Genomic DNA, 20,838 nt, shown 5'->3' with positions numbered 1-20,838 from the left:
CGGCGCTTCGCGCCCGCGGCGGCCAGAGTCTCATCCGTTCTTCAGGCTTCGCCGTCCGACGCCTCGTCGGCTTCGCCCTCTCCCTCTTCGGCCTCCGCGATCTGCTGCAGGCCAGAGAGCTTGGTACCCTCATCGAGACTGATGAGTGTAACACCTTGCGTGGCGCGCCCCATTTCGCGTATCTCGGAAACACGGGTGCGAATCAACACGCCGGCCGTCGTGATCAGCATGATCTGATCCTCGGCGTCGACGAGCGTCGCAGCCACGACCTTGCCGTTACGCTCGGACGTCTGGATCGCAATCATACCCTTCGTGCCGCGGCCGTGACGCGTGTACTCGGTGATCGGCGTGCGCTTGCCGTAGCCGTTTTCGGTGGCGGTGAGCACCGTCTGCTCCTCACTGCCGGCGACCAGCATCGCGATGACCTGCTGCCCGTCCTCGAGCTGCATGCCGCGCACGCCGCGCGCCTCGCGCCCCATCGGACGCACGTCGTTCTCGTCGAAACGCACGGCCTTGCCGGAGTCCGAGAACAGCATCACATCGTGCGCGCCGTCGGTGATCGACGCGCCGATCAGGTAGTCGCCTTCGTCGAGGCCGACCGCGATGATGCCCTTCTTCATCGGACGGCTGAATGCCTCGAGCGGCGTCTTCTTCACGGTGCCGAGCGACGTTGCCATGAAGATGAACTTGTCGGCCGAGAATTCCTTGACCGGCAGCACGACGTTGATCTTCTCGCCTTCCTGCAGCGGGAACATGTTGACGATCGGGCGGCCGCGCGAGTTGCGCGAGCCCTGCGGCACTTCATAGACCTTGACCCAGTACACGCGGCCGCGGTTCGAGAAGCACAGGATGTAATCGTGCGTGTTCGCGATGAACAGCGTCTCGATCCAGTCGTCTTCCTTCATCTGTGTCGCCTGCTTGCCGCGACCGCCGCGCTTCTGCGCACGGTACTCGGACAGCGGCTGCGACTTCACGTAGCCCGCATGCGACATCGTGACGACCATGTCCTGCGGCGTGATCAGGTCTTCGGTGTTCAGCTCGGTCGCGTTCAGCTCGATCTTCGAGCGGCGCGCGTCGCCGAACTCGGCCTTCACCGAGGTCAGCTCCTCGCCGATCATCGTCGTGATCCGCTCGGGGCGCGCGAGGATGTCCAGCAGGTCGGCGATCTGGGCCATCACTTCGCGATACTCGCCGATGATCTTGTCCTGCTCGAGGCCGGTCAGGCGCTGCAGACGCATCTGCAGGATTTCCTGGGCCTGCGTGTCGGACAGGCGGTACAGCCCGTCGGCCTGCATGCCGAACGCCGGGTTCAGGCCTTCCGGGCGGTACGCGGAGCGGCCGCCGGCCGCCGCGTTCTCGCTCTCGGCACGCGTGAGCATCTCGCGCACGAGCGACGAATCCCACGGCTTCGCCATCAACTCCGCCTTCGCGATCGGCGGCGTCGGCGCGGCCTTGATGATCGCGATGAACTCGTCGATGTTCGCGAGCGCGACCGCGAGACCTTCGAGCACGTGGCCGCGTTCGCGAGCCTTGCGCAGTTCGTAGATCGTGCGGCGCGTCAGCACTTCGCGTCGATGCGACAGGAAGCACTGCAGGATTTCCTTCAGGTTCAGCAGCTTCGGCTGGCCGTCGACGAGCGCGACCATGTTCATGCCGAACGTGTCCTGGAGCTGCGTCGCCTTGTACAGGTTGTTCAGCACCACTTCCGGCACTTCACCGCGCTTGAGCTCGATCACGACGCGCATGCCGCTCTTGTCGGACTCGTCGCGGATGTCGGAGATGCCTTCGAGCTTCTTCTCGTTGACGAGTTCGGCGATCCGCTCGAGCAGCGAGCGCTTGTTCACCTGGTACGGCAGCTCGTCGACGATGATCGCCATCCGCTGGCCGCGGTCGATCTCCTCGAAGTGCGTGGCCGCACGCATCACGACGCGGCCGCGCCCGGTGCGATAGCCGTCGCGCACGCCGGCGACGCCGTAGATGATGCCCGCCGTCGGGAAATCCGGCGCCGGGATGATCTCGATCAGCTCGTCGATCGTCGCTTCCGGGTTGGCCAACAGGTGCTGGCACGCGTCGACGACTTCGTTCAGGTTGTGCGGGGGGATGTTGGTCGCCATGCCGACCGCAATACCCGACGAGCCGTTGATCAGCAGGTTCGGGATGCGCGACGGCAGGACCGACGGCTGCATTTCGTTGCCGTCGTAGTTCGGCTCGAAATCGACCGTTTCCTTGTCGATGTCCGCGAGCAGTTCGTGACCGATCTTCGCCATGCGAATTTCGGTGTAACGCATCGCCGCGGCATTGTCGCCGTCGATCGAGCCGAAGTTGCCCTGCCCGTCGATCAGCATGTAGCGCAGCGAGAAGTCCTGCGCCATCCGCACGATGGTGTCGTAGACCGCGGTGTCACCGTGAGGGTGGTACTTACCGATCACGTCACCGACGATACGCGCCGACTTCTTGTACGCGCGATTCCAGTCGTTGTTCAGTTCGTGCATCGCGAACAACACGCGCCGGTGCACGGGTTTCAGGCCATCGCGGACATCCGGGAGGGCACGTCCGACGATCACGCTCATCGCGTAATCGAGATACGAACGGCGCATTTCCTCTTCTAGGGAGGTGGGCAGGGTCTCTTTGGCGAATTGATCCATGTATCCGTATCGTTTCGGAGCGAAGACGGCGAACGCCTTTCGCGTGGGCGCTGCATGCGCAACGCAACGCGAGATTCTAACATGCGCCCATCAGCCGCCAATTCGCCCCCTCTATATATGAATAGCAAAAATCGCGGCGTCAGCGAATCGGCCGCAATTGCACCTCGCAATCACACCCGACTCGGCATCACAGACGATTGCCGCGTCACGTGTTTCTCGCGCACGAGTAAACAACTGCATTCATCGGCGCAATTTCGCCGCCACACTCTTGACAATCTCTAAAAGTTACGGCAGGCCAGTGTTGCGCATGCACCACAAAGTTGAAGCGATCTTGGGGTGGGGAGGATTTTTTTTCGTAGGAAGGGAACGATATGGCAAAATGCCAACGCACTGAAAGTTAGACGCTGCTCGAAGTCTACACAGAGGCGGCGCCGCGTTTTTTGTGCCGCACCAATGTTATACTTCGAGCAATGTATGACTTGTCACCGTCAACAGGCTCGCAGTAAACCTGCGGTAATCTCAATTTCGAGAGGAGAAATATGAATAAACTTTCAAAGCTCGCGTTCATTGCAGCTACCGCAGTTATGGCTGCATCCGCTTCGGCACAGTCGGTGCCGGCGTCGCGCCAAGCCGTCAATGACAACTGGGTCAACGGCACGGGCGAATGGGTGTGGATGAACGGCACGAACGAGCTCTGCTGGCGCGATGCGTTCTGGACGCCGGCCACCGCCAACGCGAAGTGCGATGGCGCACTGGTCGCCCAGGCACCGGCACCGGCACCGGTCGCTCCGGTCGCTCCGGCAATCACGAGCCAGAAGATCACGTATCAAGCTGACGCACTGTTCGACTTCGACAAGGCAACGCTCAAGCCGCTGGGCAAGCAAAAGCTGGACGAACTGTCGTCGAAGATCCAGGGCATGAACACGGAAGTGGTCGTCGCAACGGGCTACACGGACCGCATCGGTTCGGACAAGTACAACGACCGTCTGTCGCTGCGCCGTGCGCAAGCCGTGAAGTCGTACCTGGTCAGCAAGGGTGTGCCGGCCAACAAGATCTACACGGAAGGCAAGGGCAAGCGCAACCCGGTTACGACTGGCTGCAACCAGAAGAACCGCAAGCAACTCATCGCCTGCCTCGCACCGGACCGCCGCGTGGAAGTCGAAGTTGTTGGTACGCAAGAAGTCCAGAAGACGACCGTTCCGGCAAACTAAGCCGCGGTTTTCGACTGCTTCAAAGCCCCGCTCCGGCGGGGCTTTTTCATTGACGCCCGTCCACGCGCTCGCCGCTTCGCCGCTCGTCCGCTTCCTTATATACTCGGGGCTGACGAATCGCAGCACCGCCCTCCTCCCGTAGCCCGTTTGCCGACATGACCAACGCCGATCCGCACGAACTCCAGAAATTCAGCGACCTCGCCCATCGGTGGTGGGATCCGAATGCCGAATTCAAGCCGCTGCACGACCTGAACCCGGTCCGGCTCGGCTGGATCGATGCGCATGCGCACCTCGCCGGCAAGCGCGCACTCGACGTCGGCTGCGGCGGCGGCATCCTGTCCGAATCGATGGCCGGACTCGGCGCGCAGGTGAAAGGCATCGACCTGTCGACCGAAGCACTCGGCGTCGCCGACCTGCACAGTCTCGAAAGCGGCATCTCGGTCGATTACGAGGCCATCGCTGCCGAAGCGATCGCCGCGCGCGAACCGGGCACCTATGATGTCGTCACGTGCATGGAAATGCTCGAGCACGTGCCGTCGCCCGGCGATATCGTCGCCGCTTGCGCGACGCTCGTGAAGCCGGGTGGCTGGGTGTTCTTCTCGACGCTGAACCGCAACCTGAAGGCATACCTGTTCGCCGTGATCGGCGCGGAGTACATCGCTCAAATGCTGCCGAAGGGCACGCACGACTACGCGCGCTTCATCCGTCCGTCGGAACTGGCCGGCTTCGTGCGGGCAACGGATCTGCACATCGTGGAGATCAAGGGCATCACGTATCACCCGATCGGCAAGCGCTTCGCGCTGTCGAACGACGCCGACATCAACTACCTCGTCGCGTGCCGTCGCGGCGCGTGACCTTCCAACCGGCATGACGACTCCCCTCTCGACCGCGCAGGCTGCCCTCGACGAACCGCGCCTGCTGCACTGCGATGCCGTGCTGTTCGACCTGGACGGCACGCTCGCCGACACGGCCCCCGATCTCGCGGCCGCCGTCAACAAGATGCAACGCGTGCGCGACCTGCCCGAGACACCGCTCGACGTTCTGCGCCCGCTGGCCTCGGCCGGCGCACGCGGCCTGCTCGGCGGCGCGTTCGGCATCGATCCGCACACGCCCGGTTATGAAGCGATGCGCGACGAGTTCCTGGCCAACTACGCGACGGATCTGTGCGTGCATACGACGCTGTTCCCGGGCATCGGCGACGTGCTCGACGAACTCGACGCGCGCGGCGTGCGCTGGGGCATCGTCACGAACAAGGCGATGCGGCTCACGGCGCCGCTCGTCGACCTGCTCGGTCTCACGCCGCGCGCCGCCTGCGTCGTCGGCGGCGACACAACGCCGCACCCGAAGCCGCACCCAGCCCCGCTGCTGCATGCGGCCGACCAGTTGACGCTCGCGCCTGCGCGCATCGTCTACGTCGGCGACGACCTGCGCGACATTCAGGCCGGCAGCGCCGCCGGCATGGCGACGGTCGCGGCGGCGTACGGCTATTGTGGTGATGGCGCCGCGCCGGCCGACTGGCAAGCGCAGCATCTCGTCGACACGACGCTGCAACTGCGCGAACTGCTGCGCGATGTTGGGCTATAATGATTGATCTTATCCGCGGGGGCGACCTGGTTTCGACAGGGGTTGTGAAGCGGCTAGGGCATGTCGAGGACCCGTCACCTCGTTAATCAATGGGAAAATCGTAACTGCAAACGACGATACGTTCGCACTGGCAGCCTAACGGCCGCCGTCCTCTGCCTAGTTCACTGACGGGCTAGTGTCGCAAGACCGGTAGCAATACCGCCAGAGGTCATTTACGTCAGTTAAGCCCTGTCGGCGTCGCGACGCCAGGGTCGAAAACCTAGCGAATCGCCGTAGCGCAGCGTGTTCGTCCGCGTCGCTGCGGTTAAATCAAATGACTGAACTAAACATGTAGAACTAGTCGTGGAGCGCTTCTGGACGCGGGTTCGATTCCCGCCGCCTCCACCAAATTCCGCGCTCGCCGCACGAACCCCGCATGACGCAAGTCTGCGGGGTTTTTTGTTGCCGGCGAAACGCACTCGCCCTCTCCTTCCGAAAAAGCGCCCAGCCACGGGTGGGCCGGGCGGAATGCCACCGGACTTCCGGCGACAGGAGGTGACGGATAGCCTGCCGTGCCCGCGCACTCATCGATCGCGCCAGGCAGCGGCCCGCCCGGGTGCTGCGGCTCCAGACGCGACGCGTCGTCGCACCCGGCATTCACGCACACCGGGCAATACGCGGCTTAGCTGCCGCGATACAGCGACTTCATTTCTTCAGCGGTGGCCGGGCGCACGCCCATTGCGCGCGAACCCGATGCCGACACGCCCTGCGCCTGTGCACCGTAACCGCTAGCGTCGGCGCCTTGCGCTTGCGCCAGCGCGGCGCGCTGCTGCTCTGCAACACGCGCCGTGGCAGCCTGGATCGCTTCCGGATAGTGCGGATCTTCACCGCGAGCGGAGTTGTAACCTGCCTGCTGCAACTGGACCAGTTCGGCGCGAACCTGTGCGCGGGTGATCGTCGAGCCCGACTGGGCGAACGACACGACCGGGGCAACGAGAGCGGCAGCAACGACAACGGCTTGAACGAGCGACTTCATGATGACCTACCTCCAGATTTGTCTGTGTTCGCGGTGAACACCTTGTTCATCGCTGACAACCCGAAGTTTATGTAGGCGGATGCTTAAGAATAAGGCAGGTTTCTGGAAGACATCCTTCCTGATTTACGGGTTAACCCTAAATCACCCGTCAGGCCGGCGATGCGCATCCCCCTGCATCGCCCGGCGTCGAATCGCATGAAGATGCGCCGGAAAGCAAAAGCCCCGCGAAGCGGCAACGCTTCGTGGGGCTCGGACAAAATCGGAAATCGCACGGGCGTCCTGCTGCCACCGGTCTGCCAGGTCGGCGTGCGAGCGCAACACCCGCCAGTCGAACCGGTGCCGCGGGCCCCTCGTGGGGACGCGCCCGTCAACCAGGTTACCGGCTATCCATCGGACACTTCAGGTTGCAGCCGTTCGGATCGCCCAGGTCGCCCTTGCGGCGCAAAGCCGACTTCTTGCCGCTCTGGTATTTCTCCGACGGCGCGGACGCCGCGAACGGCATCTGCGGATGCTCGTTCAGGCGAAACTGTTCACTCAGGATACCGCCAGGCACACCGGGCGAATTCTGCGCGAGCGCGAACGGCGAAACAGCGGCCAGCAGCCCCGCGGTCAACACTGCCGCGGTGAGGGGAACGGAAAATTTCATGGCGGGATGACGCTTGAAATGCGTGCTTGTTGGAACGTTGGTCAAGCGGCAAGCGTAGCGTAAATCCCCTGCTGCTGCATCGCGGTTCGATTGCGTCCGCGTTACCGGGAATTGCCGTCCGGCACGCTCGCGCCGTCGCCGCCGGCCAGCCCCGACGCGATGCTCGCCAGCGTTCCGCACGCAGCCGGATCGTAGCCATCGAGATGCGCGACGCGCTCGACGAAGCGCGCATCGCGCAGCAACGCCAGCACACCGGCAAGCGGCCGCGCGTCGAGCCGCGCGCGTTCGCACGCAAAGTAATAGTCTTCGTCGACGACCGGGATGAAATCGAGCCCGAAATGATGGGCGGCCGGCTCGACGCCGAAGCCGAGATCGGCCATCCCGCTCGCGACGAACGCCGCGATCGCCGAATGCGTAAGCTCGGCCGACGCGTAGCCGTCGATGCGCTCGGGATCGATGCCGATCGCGCGCAGCGCAAGATCCAGCAGCATGCGCGTGCCCGACCCCGGCTGGCGGTTGACGAAGCGGATGTCATTGCGCGCGAGATCCGCGAGCCCGCGAACCTGCTTCGGGTTGCCGCGCGGAATGAACAGCCCCTGCTGGCGCCGTGTCAGGTGGATCAGCACATGGCGCGTATCGTCGAGCCACGGCCGGTAGATCTGTGCGCACTGCGCGCGAAACGCGCCGCGCGGCAGATGGAAGCCGGCCAGGTCGCATTCACCGCGGGCAAGCGCCTGCACGGCCTCGACGCTCTCGCGATACTTGATGTCGACAGCCGCCTGCGCATCGACCAGCGCGGAGACGAGCGTCGCGACCGCGTAGCCGTGCGACGCGTGAATACGTACGGCGCCGTCCCGCTGCGCGAGCCGCCGGTTCAGGTCGCTCGCCACTTCGGCGGCCAGCGTGCGCAGGTTCCCGTCGAGCCGGCTGCGCGCGAGGCGCTGCGCATCGACGACGGCCTGTCCGAGCGCCGACAGCGTCGAGCCCTTGCCGCGCGCGGTTTCGATCAGTTCCCCGCCGATGCACGCCTCCAGCGCGCGCAGCATGCCCCACGCGTGCCGGTAGGACAGCCCTTTCGCTTGCGCGGCCTGCGCAATGCTGCCCGTGTCGGCCACGAGTTCGAGCAACGGCGCGACATCCGACAGGCTGGCCGCACGGCCTTCCGTGTCGCGCACGGTCAGATACGCGTCGCATTCGATGCGAATCAATTATGCACTCCGATTTCCTATTGCGACCGCCAAATCTTCCGCTTATCGTTGGTCAAAATCAATCAGAGCGAAGTCTCGATGTGCACTATATGAATTTCGAGCACATATGAGATTTTGGAGGAGCACAACTGATGTCCCCGAATTCCCAAGCGCCCGACGCACTCGTCGAGCGCCATGCGCGCGCCGGCCGGTCGCTCGTGGCGATCCTGCACGCGATCCAGGACGACGCGGGTTACGTGCCGCCCGGCTGCGTCGCGCCGCTCGCCCGCGCACTCAACCTGTCGCGCGCGGAAGTGCACGGCGTCCTGACTTACTACCACCACTTCCGCACCGCGCCGCCCGCCCGCGTAACGATCCAGATGTGCCGCGCCGAAGCGTGCCGCAGCATGGGTTGCGAAGCGCTGGCCGCGCATGCGGAAGCCCGCACGGGTTGCCGGTTCGATGCGGCGCACGGCGATACCGCCGATGCGCATGCGCCCGGTGACGTCGCACTCGAATCGGTCTACTGCCTCGGACTGTGTGCGCAGTCGCCGTCGCTGACGGTCAACGGTGTGCTGCATGCCAAGGTCACGCCGGAGAAATTCGACGCGCTGCTTGCCGACGCGGTCGCCCACACGCCGGAGGCCGCATGACGACCCGCATCCATGTCCCGCGCGATTCGTCCGCGCTGGCACTCGGCGCCGACGCGCTCGCCGCCGCGATCGAGGCGGAAGCCGCACGCCGCGGCATCGCCATCGACCTGGTCCGCAACGGCTCGCGCGGGCTGCTATGGCTCGAGCCGCTCGTCGAGGTCGGCACGGCCGCCGGCCGCGTCGGCTATGCGAACCTGTCGGCCGCCGACGTGCCGGCCCTGTTCGACGCAAACTGGCTCGAAGGCGGCACGCATCCGAGCGGCGTCGGGCTCGTCGACGCACTGCCCTATCTCGCGCGCCAGCAACGCCTTACATTCGCCCGCATCGGGCTGACCGACCCGCTGTCGATCGACGACTACCTGCAATACGAAGGCCTCGCGGGCCTGAAGAACGCGCTCGCGCTCGACGGCGATGCCGCGTGCGAAACGCTGATCGAATCGGGGCTGCGCGGCCGCGGTGGTGCTGCGTTCCCGGCCGGCATCAAATGGCGCACGGTCCGGCAAGCAAGCGCCACGCAGAAGTACATCGTCTGCAATGCAGACGAAGGCGATTCGGGTACCTTCTCCGACCGCCTGATCATGGAATGCGATCCGTACTGCCTGATCGAAGGGATGATCATCGCGGGCGTCGCGACCGGCGCGACGGTCGGCTACATCTACGTGCGCAGCGAATATCCGCACGCAATCGCCACGCTCGAAGCCGCGATCGTCCGCGCACGCGAAGCCGGCTGGCTCGGCGAGCACGTGCTCGGCTCCGCGCACGCGTTCGAGCTGCACGTCGCGAAAGGCGCGGGCTCGTACGTGTGCGGCGAGGAAACGGCGCTGCTCGAATCGCTCGAAGGCAAGCGCGGCGTCGTGCGTGCGAAACCGCCGCTGCCCGCGCTCGCCGGCTTGTACGGCCAGCCGACCGTCATCAACAACGTGATCACGCTTGCAACGGCGCCCGTGATCTTCGCGCGCGGCGCGGCGTTCTATCGCGACTACGGGATGGGTCGCTCGCGCGGCACGCTGCCGTTCCAGCTCGCCGGCAACATCCGCCACGGCGGCCTCGTCGAACTCGCGTTCGGCGTCACGCTGCGCGAGCTGCTGTTCGACTTCGGCGGCGGCACAGCCAGCGGCCGGCCCGCACGTGCCGCGCAGGTGGGCGGCCCGCTCGGCACCTACCTGCCCGACCACCAGTGGGACGTGCCGCTCGACTACGAAGCGTATACGGCGATTGGCGCGGTGGTCGGCCACGGCGGCATCGTGCTGCACGACGACTCGTCGAACCTCGCCGAGCTGGCCGAATACGCGATGAAGTTCTGCGCGATCGAGTCGTGCGGCAAGTGCACGCCGTGCCGGATCGGTTCGACGCGCGGCGTCGAGACGATCGCACGCATCCGCCACGGCGATACGTCGGAGCGGCAGGTCACGCTGCTGCGCGACCTGTGCGACACGATGCTGGCCGGTTCGCTTTGCGCAATGGGCGGCATGACACCCTACCCGGTGCTGTCCGCGCTCGACCATTTCCCCGAAGATTTCGGGCTCGCTGCCGGCACACCTGCCGCGTCGGGTCCGGTCAAGGCTGCGGCCTGACCCAGAAGGAGCCCTGCATGTCCCTCGACACGAACAACGTCCGCCAAGGCGGCTGCGGCTCGGGCCAATGCGCGTGCAAGAACGCTGCGCAGGCGCGTGCCCTCGATCCGTTCGACGATACCGACTACGGCACGCCGCAACGGCATGCCGATACCGACGTCACGCTCGAAATCGACGGCCAGCCGGTCACGGTGCCGGCCGGCACGTCGGTGATGCGTGCGGCGATAGAAGCCGGCGTCAACGTCCCGAAGCTCTGCGCGACCGATTCGCTCGAACCGTTCGGCTCGTGCCGGCTGTGCCTCGTCGAGATCGAAGGCCGGCGCGGTTATCCGGCGTCATGCACGACACCTGCCGAAGCGGGCATGAAGGTGCGCACGCAGTCGGACCGGCTGCAGTCGCTGCGTCGCAACGTGATGGAGCTGTACATCTCCGACCATCCGCTCGACTGCCTCACCTGCCCCGCCAACGGCGACTGCGAGCTGCAGGACATGGCGGGCGTCGTCGGGCTGCGCGAGGTGCGTTACGGCTTCGACGGCGCAAATCATCTGCGCGACAAGAAGGACGAATCGAATCCGTACTTCACGTACGACCCGTCGAAGTGCATCGTCTGCAACCGCTGCGTGCGCGCCTGCGAGGAAACACAGGGCACGTTCGCGCTGACGATCGCCGCACGCGGCTTCGAATCGCGCGTCGCGGCCGGCGAAAGCGAATCGTTCATGGCGTCGGAATGCGTGTCGTGCGGCGCGTGCGTCGCCGCCTGCCCGACCGCCACGCTGCAGGAAAAATCCGTCGTGCAACTCGGGCAGGCCGAACACTCGGTCGTCACGACCTGCGCATACTGCGGCGTCGGCTGCTCGTTCAAGGCGGAGATGAAGGGCACGCAGGTCGTGCGCATGACACCGCACAAGAACGGCCTCGCGAACGAGGGCCACGCGTGCGTGAAGGGACGCTTCGCGTGGGGCTATGCGACGCACAAGGACCGCATCACGAAGCCGATGATCCGCGAGAAGATCACCGACCCGTGGCGCGAAGTCAGCTGGGACGAAGCACTCACCTACGCGGCAACGCAATTCCGCAAGCTGCAGGACAAGTACGGCCGCGATTCCATCGGCGGCATCACGTCGTCGCGCTGCACGAACGAGGAAACCTACCTCGTGCAGAAGCTGGTGCGCGCCGCGTTCGGCAACAACAACGTCGACACCTGCGCACGCGTGTGCCACTCGCCGACGGGCTATGGCCTCAAGACGACGCTCGGCGAATCGGCCGGCACGCAGACGTTCGCATCGGTCGGCCAGGCCGACGTGATCGTCGTGATGGGCGCGAACCCGACCGACGGCCACCCGGTGTTCGGCTCGCGGCTGAAGCGGCGCGTGCGTGAAGGCGCGAAGCTGATCGTGATCGACCCGCGCCGCATCGACGTCGTCGACGGCCCGCACGTGAAGGCGACCCACCACCTGCAGTTGCGCCCCGGCACCAACGTCGCGATCGTCAACGCCCTCGCGCACGTGATCGTCACCGAAGGGCTCGTCGCCGATGCATTCGTCGCCGAGCGCTGCGAGACGCGCGCATTCGAGCAATGGCGCGAGTTCGTCTCGCGTGCCGACAACTCGCCGGAGGCGACCGCCGACGTGACGGGCGTGCCGGCCGAGCTGGTACGCGAAGCCGCGCGCCTCTATGCGACGGGCGGCAATGCCGCGATCTATTACGGACTGGGCGTGACCGAACACGCGCAGGGCTCGACGACGGTGATGGGCATCGCGAACCTCGCGATGGCGACCGGCAACATCGGCCGCGAAGGCGTCGGCGTCAATCCGCTGCGCGGCCAGAACAACGTGCAGGGCTCGTGCGACATGGGCTCGTTCCCGCACGAACTGCCCGGCTACCGGCACATCGGCGACGAGGTCGTGCGCACGCAGTTCGAAGCAGCGTGGTCGGCGAAGCTGCAACCGGAACCGGGGCTGCGCATCCCGAACATGTTCGACGCGGCGCTCGACGGCACCTTCAAGGGGCTTTACTGCCAGGGCGAGGACATCGTCCAGTCGGACCCGAATACGCAGCATGTCGCGGCCGCGCTGTCGGCAATGGAATGCATCGTCGTGCAGGACATCTTCCTGAACGAGACCGCGAAATACGCGCACGTGCTGCTGCCCGGTTCGTCGTTCCTCGAGAAGGACGGCACGTTCACGAACGCGGAACGCCGCATCTCGCGCGTGCGCAAGGTGATGCCGCCGCTCGCGGGCTACGCCGACTGGGAAGTCACGCTGATGCTGTCGCGCGCGCTCGGCTACGAGATGGACTACGCGCATCCGTCGGAAATCATGGACGAGATCGCGCGACTCACGCCGACCTTCTCGGGTGTGTCCTACGCGAAGCTCGATACGCTCGGCAGCATTCAGTGGCCGTGCAACGAGCACGCGCCGGAAGGCACGCCGACGATGCACATCGACGCATTCGTGCGCGGCAAGGGCAAGTTCGTGATCACGCAGTTCATCGCGTCGCCGGAGAAGGTCACGCAGCGCTATCCGCTGATCCTGACGACGGGCCGCATCCTGTCGCAGTACAACGTCGGCGCGCAGACCCGCCGCACCGAGAACGTGCAGTGGCACGAAGAGGACCGCCTCGAGATTCATCCGCACGACGCCCAGGATCGCGGTATCCGCAGCGGCGACTGGGTGGGCATCGAGTCGCGCGCGGGGCAGACGGTGCTGCGCGCGCTCGTGACCGAACGCATGCAGCCGGGTGTCGTTTATACGACGTTCCACTTCCCCGAATCGGGCGCGAACGTGATCACGACGGACAGCTCGGACTGGGCGACGAACTGCCCCGAGTACAAGGTGACGGCCGTGCAGGTGCTGCCCGTCGCGCAGCCGTCCGACTGGCAGCAAGCGTATGCGCGCTTCAACGCGGAGCAGCTCGACCTGCTCGAGCGCCGCGCCGCCGCGACCGCCGGCGTGACGACAGGCAAGTGAGGAAGCGATGGACAACGGACACCTGATCGACATGGCCAACCAGATCGGCGCATTCTTCGAATCGATGCCCGATCGAGACGAAGCGCTGACCGGCATCGCCGACCATATCCGGCGCTTCTGGGAGCCGCGGATGCGTCGCGCGTTTCTCGCGGCGCTCGACGATCCGTCGAGCGAGGCCGGGCAACGTGCGGCACCGATCGTGCGCGACGCGATCGCCGTGCACCGCGCGTCGCTCGTACCCGCCGCGGCGAGCGCCTGAGCGTACCGCTACGCGGACCGCGACATGCCCGCGAACCAGCTTTCGCAGTGGCGCAGCAGCGCGTTCGCGTCGGTCGCCGTGCGCCCGCGCACGGCGACGTAACCATCCGGCCGAAGCAGGTAAAACGACGGCCGCGAGCGGCCGTATTCCTGCGCGAGCCCGGCATCGCCGCCTTCGGGATCGGTGACGCGCCAGACGCGCACCGCATCCGGCATGATCCGGTCGAGCCCCTGCACGAGCGCCTGCGCATCAACCGGCATCGGCGGCACCGCGCCTGTGTCGGCATTCACCGGCTCCTCCAGCAGCAGCAACGTGAAGCTCGCCGGATCGTGCAGGTCGTATAGCCGCGCCGTTCCGGGCGCCTGACCGAGCGGCCCGTCGAGCACCCGCACGCGCGCATCGGGTGCCCGCTCGCCTGCGCGCGGCCCACCGTCGAGCACGCGCTCGAGCGTAAGCGGACTCTTCCGGTACTGCACACCGAGCTCGCTGACCGTGCGCCGCACCGCGTCGCGCATCGGCCCGAACGACGCCAGCACCGGCACGACGTGATCGCGCAGCAGCTTCATCGCGCCGCGCTCCGCTTCGACGATCTGCGTGACGAACCCGGTCTGCCGCAACACGTCGCGCTCGATCGGATGACGCTCCGCGTGATACGTGTCGAGCAGCCGCTCGGGCGCGCCCGCGCCGAGCACGCGCGCGAGCTTCCAGCCGAGATTGAACGCCTCCTGGATGCCGGTGTTCATGCCCTGCGCGCCGGCCGGACTGTGGACGTGCGCGGCGTCGCCCGCGAAGAACACGCGCCCGTGACGCAGCCGGTCGACCATCCGGCTGTGCAGATGAAAATACGACGACCAGGCGAGATCGCTCGGCGAGATCGACGCACCGGCGCGGGCACGCACGATCGCGTCGCATTCCGCGAGCGACGGGGGCGACGCATCGGGTGACGCGTCGCTACCGGGCGGCCGGTCGGCCACGAGCCGGTAACGGCCGCCGCCCATCGGAAACAGGCCGGCGATGCCTTCGGATGTCGTGAACAGGTGGATCTCCTCGTCCGGCCAGTCGGGTATCGCCGCGAAATCGGCAAGCAGGAAGGTCTGCTCGAACGCATGCCCGGTGAAGCCCAGGCCGAGCAGATGCCTGACCGTGCTGTGCGCGCCGTCGGCGGCGATCAGGTACGACGGCGAGAACGATTCGTCGCGGCCGTCGGCGCAGCGGATCGACACGTCGAGCGACGCGCCGCCCGCCTCGCACGCGGTCAGCGTCGCGCCGCGCTCGACCGTCACGCCGAGCCGGGCCAGATGGTCGGCAAGCAGGCGCTCGGTGATGGTCTGGTCGAGAAACAGCAGGTATGGATAGCGCGTTTGCAGCGGATCGAAATCGAGCCGCGCGATCACGCGGCCGTCCGCATGCAGTGCGGCCGCATGGGCACGGTGACCGAGCGCGAGAAATGGCTCGACCGCGCGATGCTGCTCCAGCAGTTCGAGCGTGCGCGCCTGGATGCCGATCGCGCGCGAATGCGGCGCGGGCGCGGCGAGCCGATCGATGATGCGCACCGGCACGCGGGCCCGCGCGAGGCTCATCGCCGCGGCAAGGCCGGTCGGCCCCGCGCCGACGATCAGCACGGGCCGGATATCGGGCAGTGTGTCAGCCATGAGAACCTCGATGACACGCAACCCTGCAAGTCTACGCCGCTCCGCGTGACGGGGCCATATGCCGATCGACCGACGCGCGGCACTATCACGCGGTGTGGGAAAATACGCGCTTTCCGCCAGTTTTCGCGTTATGGATTCCGCATTCGACCAGGCGTATGCCGCACACCGCGCGGGCCGCCTCGCCGAGGCCGAGCACGGCTATCGCAACGCGCTCGCCTCCAATCCGGCCGACGCCGACGCGCTGCATCTGTTCGGCGTGCTGCGGCACCAGCAGGGCCAGCACGCCGAGGCGGCCGATCTCGTCGGCCGCGCCGTCGCGCTGCGGCCGGGCGATGCCGCGCTGCAGCTCAATCTCGGCAACGCGCTGAAGGCACTCGGCCGGCTCGACGAAGCCGTCGACCGCTTTCGCAACGCGCTGACGCTCGCGCCCGAATTTCCGCTCGCGCACTACAACCTCGGCAACGCGTATGCGGCGCTGCAGCGCCACGACGATGCGATCGATGCATTCGGCCGCGCGCTGCGGCTCACGCCCGACGATGCATCGATCCACAACAATCTCGGCAACGCGCTGAACGCGCTCGGCCGCCACGACGACGCGATCGCCGCGTTCCATCGCGCGCTCGAGCTGCGGCCCGGGCATGCGGGAGCGCACAACAACCTCGCGATGGCACTGAACGCGATGGGCCGCGCCGACGACGCGATCGCGCATTTCCAGGCCGCGATCGCCGCGCAACCGCGCTTCGTCGCCGCCCATTTCAATCTCGGCAACACGTTCGATGCGGTTGGCCGGCATGCGGAGGCGGTCGCCGCGTTCGAGGCCGCGCTCGCGCTGCATCCGCCGTTTCCGCTCGCGCTGTTCGGGCTCGCGAACGCACTGAGCGCGCAGGCCCGCCACCGCGATGCACTGCCCTACTACGAGCGTGCCGTCGGTCTCGATCCGTCGTTCAGCCTGGCCTGGCTGAATCTCGGCAACGCACATCACGCGCTCGGTGCGCACGAGATGGCGCTGCGCGCCTTCGACCAGGCGCTGCGCGTCGCGCCCGATCTCACGCTGGCACGGCTGCACCGCGCGGTCACGCTGCTGACGCTCGGCGACTTCGCGCGCGGCCTGCCGGCCTACGAAGCGCGCCACGACACGCCGGGCGCGACGCCGCTCGGCGCGCTGCCGCGCTGGCAAGGCGAGCCGATTGCGTCGCGCACGCTGCTGATCCGCGCGGAACAGGGCTTCGGCGACACGCTGCAGTTCGTCCGCTTCGTGCCGCTCGCCCGCGCACGCTGCGCGCGCGTCGTGCTCGAAGTCCAGCCGGAACTGGTTACGCTGCTGGCGCCGGCCGCGGCGCGCTGGCGCGTGACGCTCGTCGCACTGGGCGCGGCAAAACCGCCTGCCGCGGATGTCGCGTGCACGCTGATGAGCCTGCCGTTCCTGCTCGGGCTTCAGACGAAGGAGGACATCGTCGCGGGCTCGCGCTACCTCGACGCGCCCGACGGCGCCGGCCGGCGCTTTCGCGGCTCGCTCGGCGGGCAGTCGAAGCGCAAGTTCGGCCTTGCGTGGTCGGGGCGCCGGCAGGCGCAGGAAAACCGTTCGATGCCGTTCGACGCACTCGCACCGCTGCTCGCGCTGCCGGACATCGACTGGATCGTGCTGCAGCCCGCACTCGACGACGATGAATGCGCGCGCGTCGACGCGCATCCGCGCGTGCATCGGCTCGACGGCCGGCTGAACGACTTTGCCGACACGGCCGCACTGATCGATCGGCTCGACGGCGTCGTCACGATCGATACGGCGGTCGCGCACCTCGCCGGCGCGCTCGGCAAGCCGCTGTGGGTGATGTTGCCGTTCGCGCCCGACTGGCGCTGGTTCACCGGCGACGACTGCCCGTGGTATCCACAGGCCAGGCTCGCCCGCCAGCCCGCGCCGGGCGAATGGCACGACGTGGCGGCCGCGGTCGCCGGCATGCTGCGCGAAGCCTGAACGCAGACGAAAAAAGGGAGCGCGCCGCGCTCCCTTTCTCATTCCATTGCGTGCGGCCGGCGCCGCGCGTCATACGGCTGCCGGTCAGGCCGCCTTGTACTGGTTGCGCGCGTCGGGCGTGCGATACAGCACGAGTGTCGCGATCAACCCGCAAATCGCGGCAACGCTCAGCCACAAACCCGGCGCCGCCTTGTTCCCGGTTTGATGAATCAGCAGCGTCGAGATCGCGGGCGTGAAGCCGCCGATCGTCGTCGCCAGGCTGTAGGCAAGCGAGAAACCGGCCGTGCGCACGTCGGCCGGCATCACTTCGGTCAGCGCGACGACCATCGCCCCGTTATACGACGCGTACAGGAATGACAGCCACAGTTCGACCGCGAGCAGCCGCAGGAACGACGGATCGCCGACGAGCCACAGCACGGCCGGGTAAGCCGTCAACAGCGTCAGCACGGTGAACGCGATCAGCACCGGGCGACGACCGACGCGGTCGGACAACGCACCGGACAGCGGCAGCCACACGAGATTGGAGATCCCGACGCAGACGGTCACGACGAGCGCGTCGAGCGACGACAGGTGCAGCACTTCCTTGCCGAACGTCGGCGTATAGGCAGTAATCATGTAGAACGACACCGTCGTCATGATCACCATCCCCATGCCCGCCACCACGATGCCCCAGTTGTCGAGCATCGAACGCATGATCTCGCCCATCGTCGGACGATGACGCTTCGCGAGGAATTCGTCGGTCTCCTTCAGCGAACGACGGATCAGGAACAGGAACGGCACGATCAGGCAGCCGATCAGGAACGGAATGCGCCAGCCCCACGCGGTCATCTCCTCGACCGGCAGTGCGCGGTTCAGCAGCACGCCGACGAACGCGGCGAACACGACGGCCACCTGCTGGCTGCCCGACTGCCACGACGTATAGAACCCCTTGTGCCCCTTCGTCGCGATCTCCGACAGGTAGACCGACACGCCGCCGAGTTCGACGCCCGCCGAAAAGCCCTGCAGCAGCCGGCCGAGCAGCACGAGCGCCGGCGCGAGCACGCCGATCGTCACATAGCCGGGTATCGCGGCCACCGTGAGCGTGCCGAGCGCCATCAGCCCGAGCGTCAGGATCAGCCCCTTGCGGCGGCCGTGATGGTCAATGTACGCGCCGAGCACGATCGCGCCGACCGGCCGCATCAGGAAGCCCGCGCCGAACACCGACAGCGACAACATCAGCGACGCGAATGCGTTGCCGCTCGGAAAGTAGGTTTTCGCGATGGCCGACGCATAATAGCCGTAGACCATGAAGTCGTACATTTCCAGGAAGTTGCCGCTGACGACCCGGAACACGGTGCGGACTTTCGATTCCTGCGCGATGGCGTGTGACGCTGTGGACATGTTTTTCTCGCTCAGCTCGGATGGCGCGAATCCGCGCCGCATGGATCCGACGACGCACGCGGCGCCGGGCCGGCGCGCACGGGCATCGCTGCCCGCCGGCGGCGCGCCGCGCAACGACGCGCGCACCGGCATGGTTCGCGCATCATGCCACGCCAACCCGACATTTGCCTTGAGTCGCCCTGCCAGTGCGGTCGCCGCGTCCTCCTCGTACGAGTCGTCCCGAAACGGAAGCAAAAATCGGATTGATCTGATCGACCGGCCTTCGCCGGCTGACCACAATGTCTCGATTTGCAACCACAGTTCGGCGCCGCACCGGCACGGTTGCCCGTGTCGCATGGCGCACCGCCCTCATGACCCCATCGCCCCTCGTCCCCGTTGCAGGCGCACTCGCCCGCCCTCGCGTCGCTCCGCTCGATCACGTGCCGTCGTTCGGCCGCGAGTGGACCTTTCGCGGCACCCCCGGTGCGCGGCCCGGCAAGCACTGCCTCGCGACACTGACGACGTCCTGCATCGACGTGGACCGGCCGCACCGCGCATGCCACTGGCAGCCGCTGCCCGCCATGGCGTCGGCACCGAGTCGTGCCGGGTCGCCGGTTGCACTGCCTGCCGCTGCGAGCCCGTGTTCCCACCGTATCGCCGGCGGCGCTCGCGACCGGCGTGCGAAGTACGCGATCTGCTGGACTATCGGCGCGCTCGGCATCATCGGCTGGCTGATTGCCGCGCATGAACCGGTTGCGGGGTTCGGGCCTGCATACGCGATTCACGCGGCAGGTGGCGTACCGGTTCACGGTAGGTCGTCGTCCGGTACGGTGCGGGTCGCCGCGGGTCAACCGCGTACGTCGACGAGTGCGCCACCGCCGCGCAGGACGGCAGCGCCTGTCGCGACAATGGCCGCGTCACCGCCGACCACGCACCAGGTCGGGCATCGTCCCGCATCGCTTCGTCCGAAGGCAACATCCAGCGTGCCGCCGACAGCCACTGCCGCATCGCCGCGCTCGGGCGGCAAGCGCATGGCGGTGGCGCCGGTCCGAACACCAACCGTGATGCGGATGGCTAAGCGGCCGCCGATCCGCGGCAGCACGGTCGACGCCCGCACACGCGATCGGCTCGCCACATCGCCGCGTGCAGTGGCCGATACGCGCGACACGCTCGACGATCCGCTCACGCTGATCGCAATGGCAAGCGCGCTGCGTGCTACCCAGCCTGCCCGCGCAACACACGCACCCGCTACCGGCGTGGACTGGACGGCACAGCTGTCCCACCGCCGCCTGACCGATACGCCGGACGCATTCGCGCGCTGACGGCCCGGCCATAAAAAAACCCGGCGAAGCAAGCTTCGCCGGGTTTTGCTCGTCTCCGCGTCCGTCTGACGATGCGTTACTTGTGCGCGGGCAGCCCCGTCTCGGTCTGCTTCTCGAGCTGTCGCACCTGCTCCTGCAGATCGCGCAGCTGCAACTGCGCGGCCCGCTTCTCGACCTGCAGCGCCTGCGTCTGCTCCTGCGCCGAGCGCTGCCGCTGCGCGACTTCAGCCTGCTGGCTGCGCGCAACGCTCAGGTCGGCCTGCAACTGCTGAGCACGATTCGCCTGCAGCGCGATCACGCGTTCAAGAAACGCCTTCTGCGCCTCCAGCTCGGTGCGGCGGATCTCGATATCGGCGAGTAGTACGGTCTGCTGAACGAAGTTCGCGTACACCATCTCCGCGCGGTTCTTCTCCTGCGACCGGATCACGCGCCACAGATGCTTGTCCTGGAACAGCGCGACGTAGTACGTCATCTCGCGCGGGTCGAACATCAGGCTGGCACCGTAGCTGCCGTTGTATGTCGTGCGCATCTCGACGATCCGGCCGTCGTGCAGCATCTGCGTCAGCTCGGCGACGTTGCCTTGTGCGGATGCATCCGTCGCGGCCGCGGCGGATGCATCCGTGTCGCCGCGCAGGCTCGTGACCGCCGGACGCGTACCGGCGGCGGGCGCCGTCGCGTCAGCGGCCCAGGTCGCGCCCGCTTGCGCGCAGGCAGCCAGCGCAACGATCCACGTGGCACATCGTGCAGGGAAAAATTTTCGGAAAACCAACGTCAGACTCCGGCGAACGAA

The 20,838-nt window shown here is 66.7% G+C and carries 16 protein-coding genes and 1 other RNA gene; 10 read left to right on the top strand and 7 right to left on the bottom strand.

The window, feature by feature from the left end; genetic code table 11:
• Positions 1-41 precede the first annotated feature (41 nt).
• Positions 42-2,645: a DNA gyrase subunit A gene (gyrA, locus tag F3J15_RS12620; protein WP_089445164.1), complete on the bottom strand. Its 2,604-nt coding sequence runs from the start codon at positions 2,643-2,645 to the stop codon at positions 42-44.
• Between the two features lie 539 nt (positions 2,646-3,184).
• Between gyrA and ompA the strand changes: the two genes are divergently transcribed.
• From ompA to ssrA, 4 genes are all read left to right on the top strand, one after another.
• Positions 3,185-3,856, top strand: coding sequence for an outer membrane protein OmpA (gene ompA / locus F3J15_RS12615; RefSeq protein WP_039343284.1), 672 nt, complete (start codon positions 3,185-3,187; stop codon positions 3,854-3,856).
• 155 nt (positions 3,857-4,011) lie between these two features.
• Positions 4,012-4,710 carry a bifunctional 2-polyprenyl-6-hydroxyphenol methylase/3-demethylubiquinol 3-O-methyltransferase UbiG gene (ubiG, locus tag F3J15_RS12610; RefSeq protein WP_069247425.1) on the top strand — a complete coding sequence of 233 codons (699 nt, stop codon included), beginning with the start codon at positions 4,012-4,014 and terminating at the stop codon, positions 4,708-4,710.
• Positions 4,711-4,723: 13 nt separating this feature from the next.
• Positions 4,724-5,440: a phosphoglycolate phosphatase gene (gph, locus tag F3J15_RS12605; RefSeq protein WP_166891396.1), complete on the top strand. Its 717-nt coding sequence runs from the start codon at positions 4,724-4,726 to the stop codon at positions 5,438-5,440.
• Positions 5,441-5,457: 17 nt separating this feature from the next.
• Positions 5,458-5,827, top strand: a transfer-messenger RNA (tmRNA) gene (gene ssrA, locus F3J15_RS12600).
• Positions 5,828-6,101: 274 nt separating this feature from the next.
• Here ssrA and F3J15_RS12595 read toward each other — a convergent pair.
• The 3 genes from F3J15_RS12595 to F3J15_RS12585 all read right to left on the bottom strand — a co-directional run bounded on the left by F3J15_RS12595 (position 6,102) and on the right by F3J15_RS12585 (position 8,309).
• A complete protein-coding gene (locus F3J15_RS12595; RefSeq protein WP_046545186.1) occupies positions 6,102-6,455 on the bottom strand; it encodes a DUF4148 domain-containing protein in 354 nt (117 codons plus the stop codon).
• A 376-nt stretch (positions 6,456-6,831) separates the two neighbouring features.
• Positions 6,832-7,101: a hypothetical protein gene (locus F3J15_RS12590; protein WP_069247422.1), complete on the bottom strand. Its 270-nt coding sequence runs from the start codon at positions 7,099-7,101 to the stop codon at positions 6,832-6,834.
• 101 nt (positions 7,102-7,202) lie between these two features.
• Positions 7,203-8,309 carry a substrate-binding domain-containing protein gene (locus F3J15_RS12585; protein WP_166891394.1) on the bottom strand — a complete coding sequence of 369 codons (1,107 nt, stop codon included), beginning with the start codon at positions 8,307-8,309 and terminating at the stop codon, positions 7,203-7,205.
• A 131-nt stretch (positions 8,310-8,440) separates the two neighbouring features.
• Between F3J15_RS12585 and F3J15_RS12580 the strand changes: the two genes are divergently transcribed.
• Genes F3J15_RS12580 through F3J15_RS12565 form a run of 4 tightly spaced genes read left to right on the top strand, consistent with a single transcriptional unit; the run spans position 8,441 to position 13,743 of the window.
• On the top strand, positions 8,441-8,941 hold the full coding sequence (locus F3J15_RS12580; protein ID WP_166891392.1) for an NAD(P)H-dependent oxidoreductase subunit E: 501 nt from the start codon (positions 8,441-8,443) through the stop codon (positions 8,939-8,941).
• Positions 8,938-10,515 (top strand): formate dehydrogenase beta subunit, encoded by a 1,578-nt coding sequence (locus F3J15_RS12575; RefSeq protein WP_166891390.1) that lies wholly within the window; start codon positions 8,938-8,940, stop codon positions 10,513-10,515. The genes F3J15_RS12580 and F3J15_RS12575 overlap by 4 nt, the downstream gene beginning before the upstream one ends.
• A 17-nt stretch (positions 10,516-10,532) precedes the next feature.
• Positions 10,533-13,484 carry a formate dehydrogenase subunit alpha gene (fdhF, locus tag F3J15_RS12570; RefSeq protein WP_166891388.1) on the top strand — a complete coding sequence of 984 codons (2,952 nt, stop codon included), beginning with the start codon at positions 10,533-10,535 and terminating at the stop codon, positions 13,482-13,484.
• Positions 13,485-13,491: 7 nt separating this feature from the next.
• Positions 13,492-13,743 carry a formate dehydrogenase subunit delta gene (locus tag F3J15_RS12565; protein ID WP_166891386.1) on the top strand — a complete coding sequence of 84 codons (252 nt, stop codon included), beginning with the start codon at positions 13,492-13,494 and terminating at the stop codon, positions 13,741-13,743.
• 8 nt (positions 13,744-13,751) lie between these two features.
• Here F3J15_RS12565 and F3J15_RS12560 read toward each other — a convergent pair whose 3' ends face one another.
• Complete coding sequence (locus F3J15_RS12560) at positions 13,752-15,395, bottom strand: FAD-dependent monooxygenase (RefSeq protein WP_166891384.1); 1,644 nt, start codon at positions 15,393-15,395, stop codon at positions 13,752-13,754.
• Between the two features lie 58 nt (positions 15,396-15,453).
• On the opposite strand from F3J15_RS12560, the gene F3J15_RS12555 reads away from it, so the two are divergent.
• On the top strand, positions 15,454-17,367 hold the full coding sequence (locus F3J15_RS12555) for a tetratricopeptide repeat protein (protein ID WP_166891381.1): 1,914 nt from the start codon (positions 15,454-15,456) through the stop codon (positions 17,365-17,367).
• Positions 17,368-17,451: 84 nt separating this feature from the next.
• Here F3J15_RS12555 and F3J15_RS12550 read toward each other — a convergent pair whose 3' ends face one another.
• Positions 17,452-18,747, bottom strand: a complete 1,296-nt coding sequence (locus F3J15_RS12550) for an MFS transporter (protein ID WP_166891378.1) — start codon at positions 18,745-18,747, stop codon at positions 17,452-17,454.
• 350 nt (positions 18,748-19,097) lie between these two features.
• On the opposite strand from F3J15_RS12550, the gene F3J15_RS12545 reads away from it, so the two are divergent.
• Positions 19,098-20,048, top strand: coding sequence for a hypothetical protein (locus F3J15_RS12545; RefSeq protein WP_205190791.1), 951 nt, complete (start codon positions 19,098-19,100; stop codon positions 20,046-20,048).
• 76 nt (positions 20,049-20,124) lie between these two features.
• On the opposite strand, the gene F3J15_RS12540 is transcribed toward F3J15_RS12545, so the two are convergent.
• Positions 20,125-20,817: a DUF2968 domain-containing protein gene (locus F3J15_RS12540; protein ID WP_166891372.1), complete on the bottom strand. Its 693-nt coding sequence runs from the start codon at positions 20,815-20,817 to the stop codon at positions 20,125-20,127.
• Positions 20,818-20,838: the final 21 nt, after the last annotated feature.

It is taken from the genome of Burkholderia sp. Ap-955, from assembly GCF_011753045.1.
GTDB classification, from domain to species: Bacteria; Pseudomonadota; Gammaproteobacteria; order Burkholderiales; family Burkholderiaceae; genus Burkholderia; species Burkholderia lata_D.
This window is presented reverse-complemented; position numbering and strand designations above follow the sequence as displayed.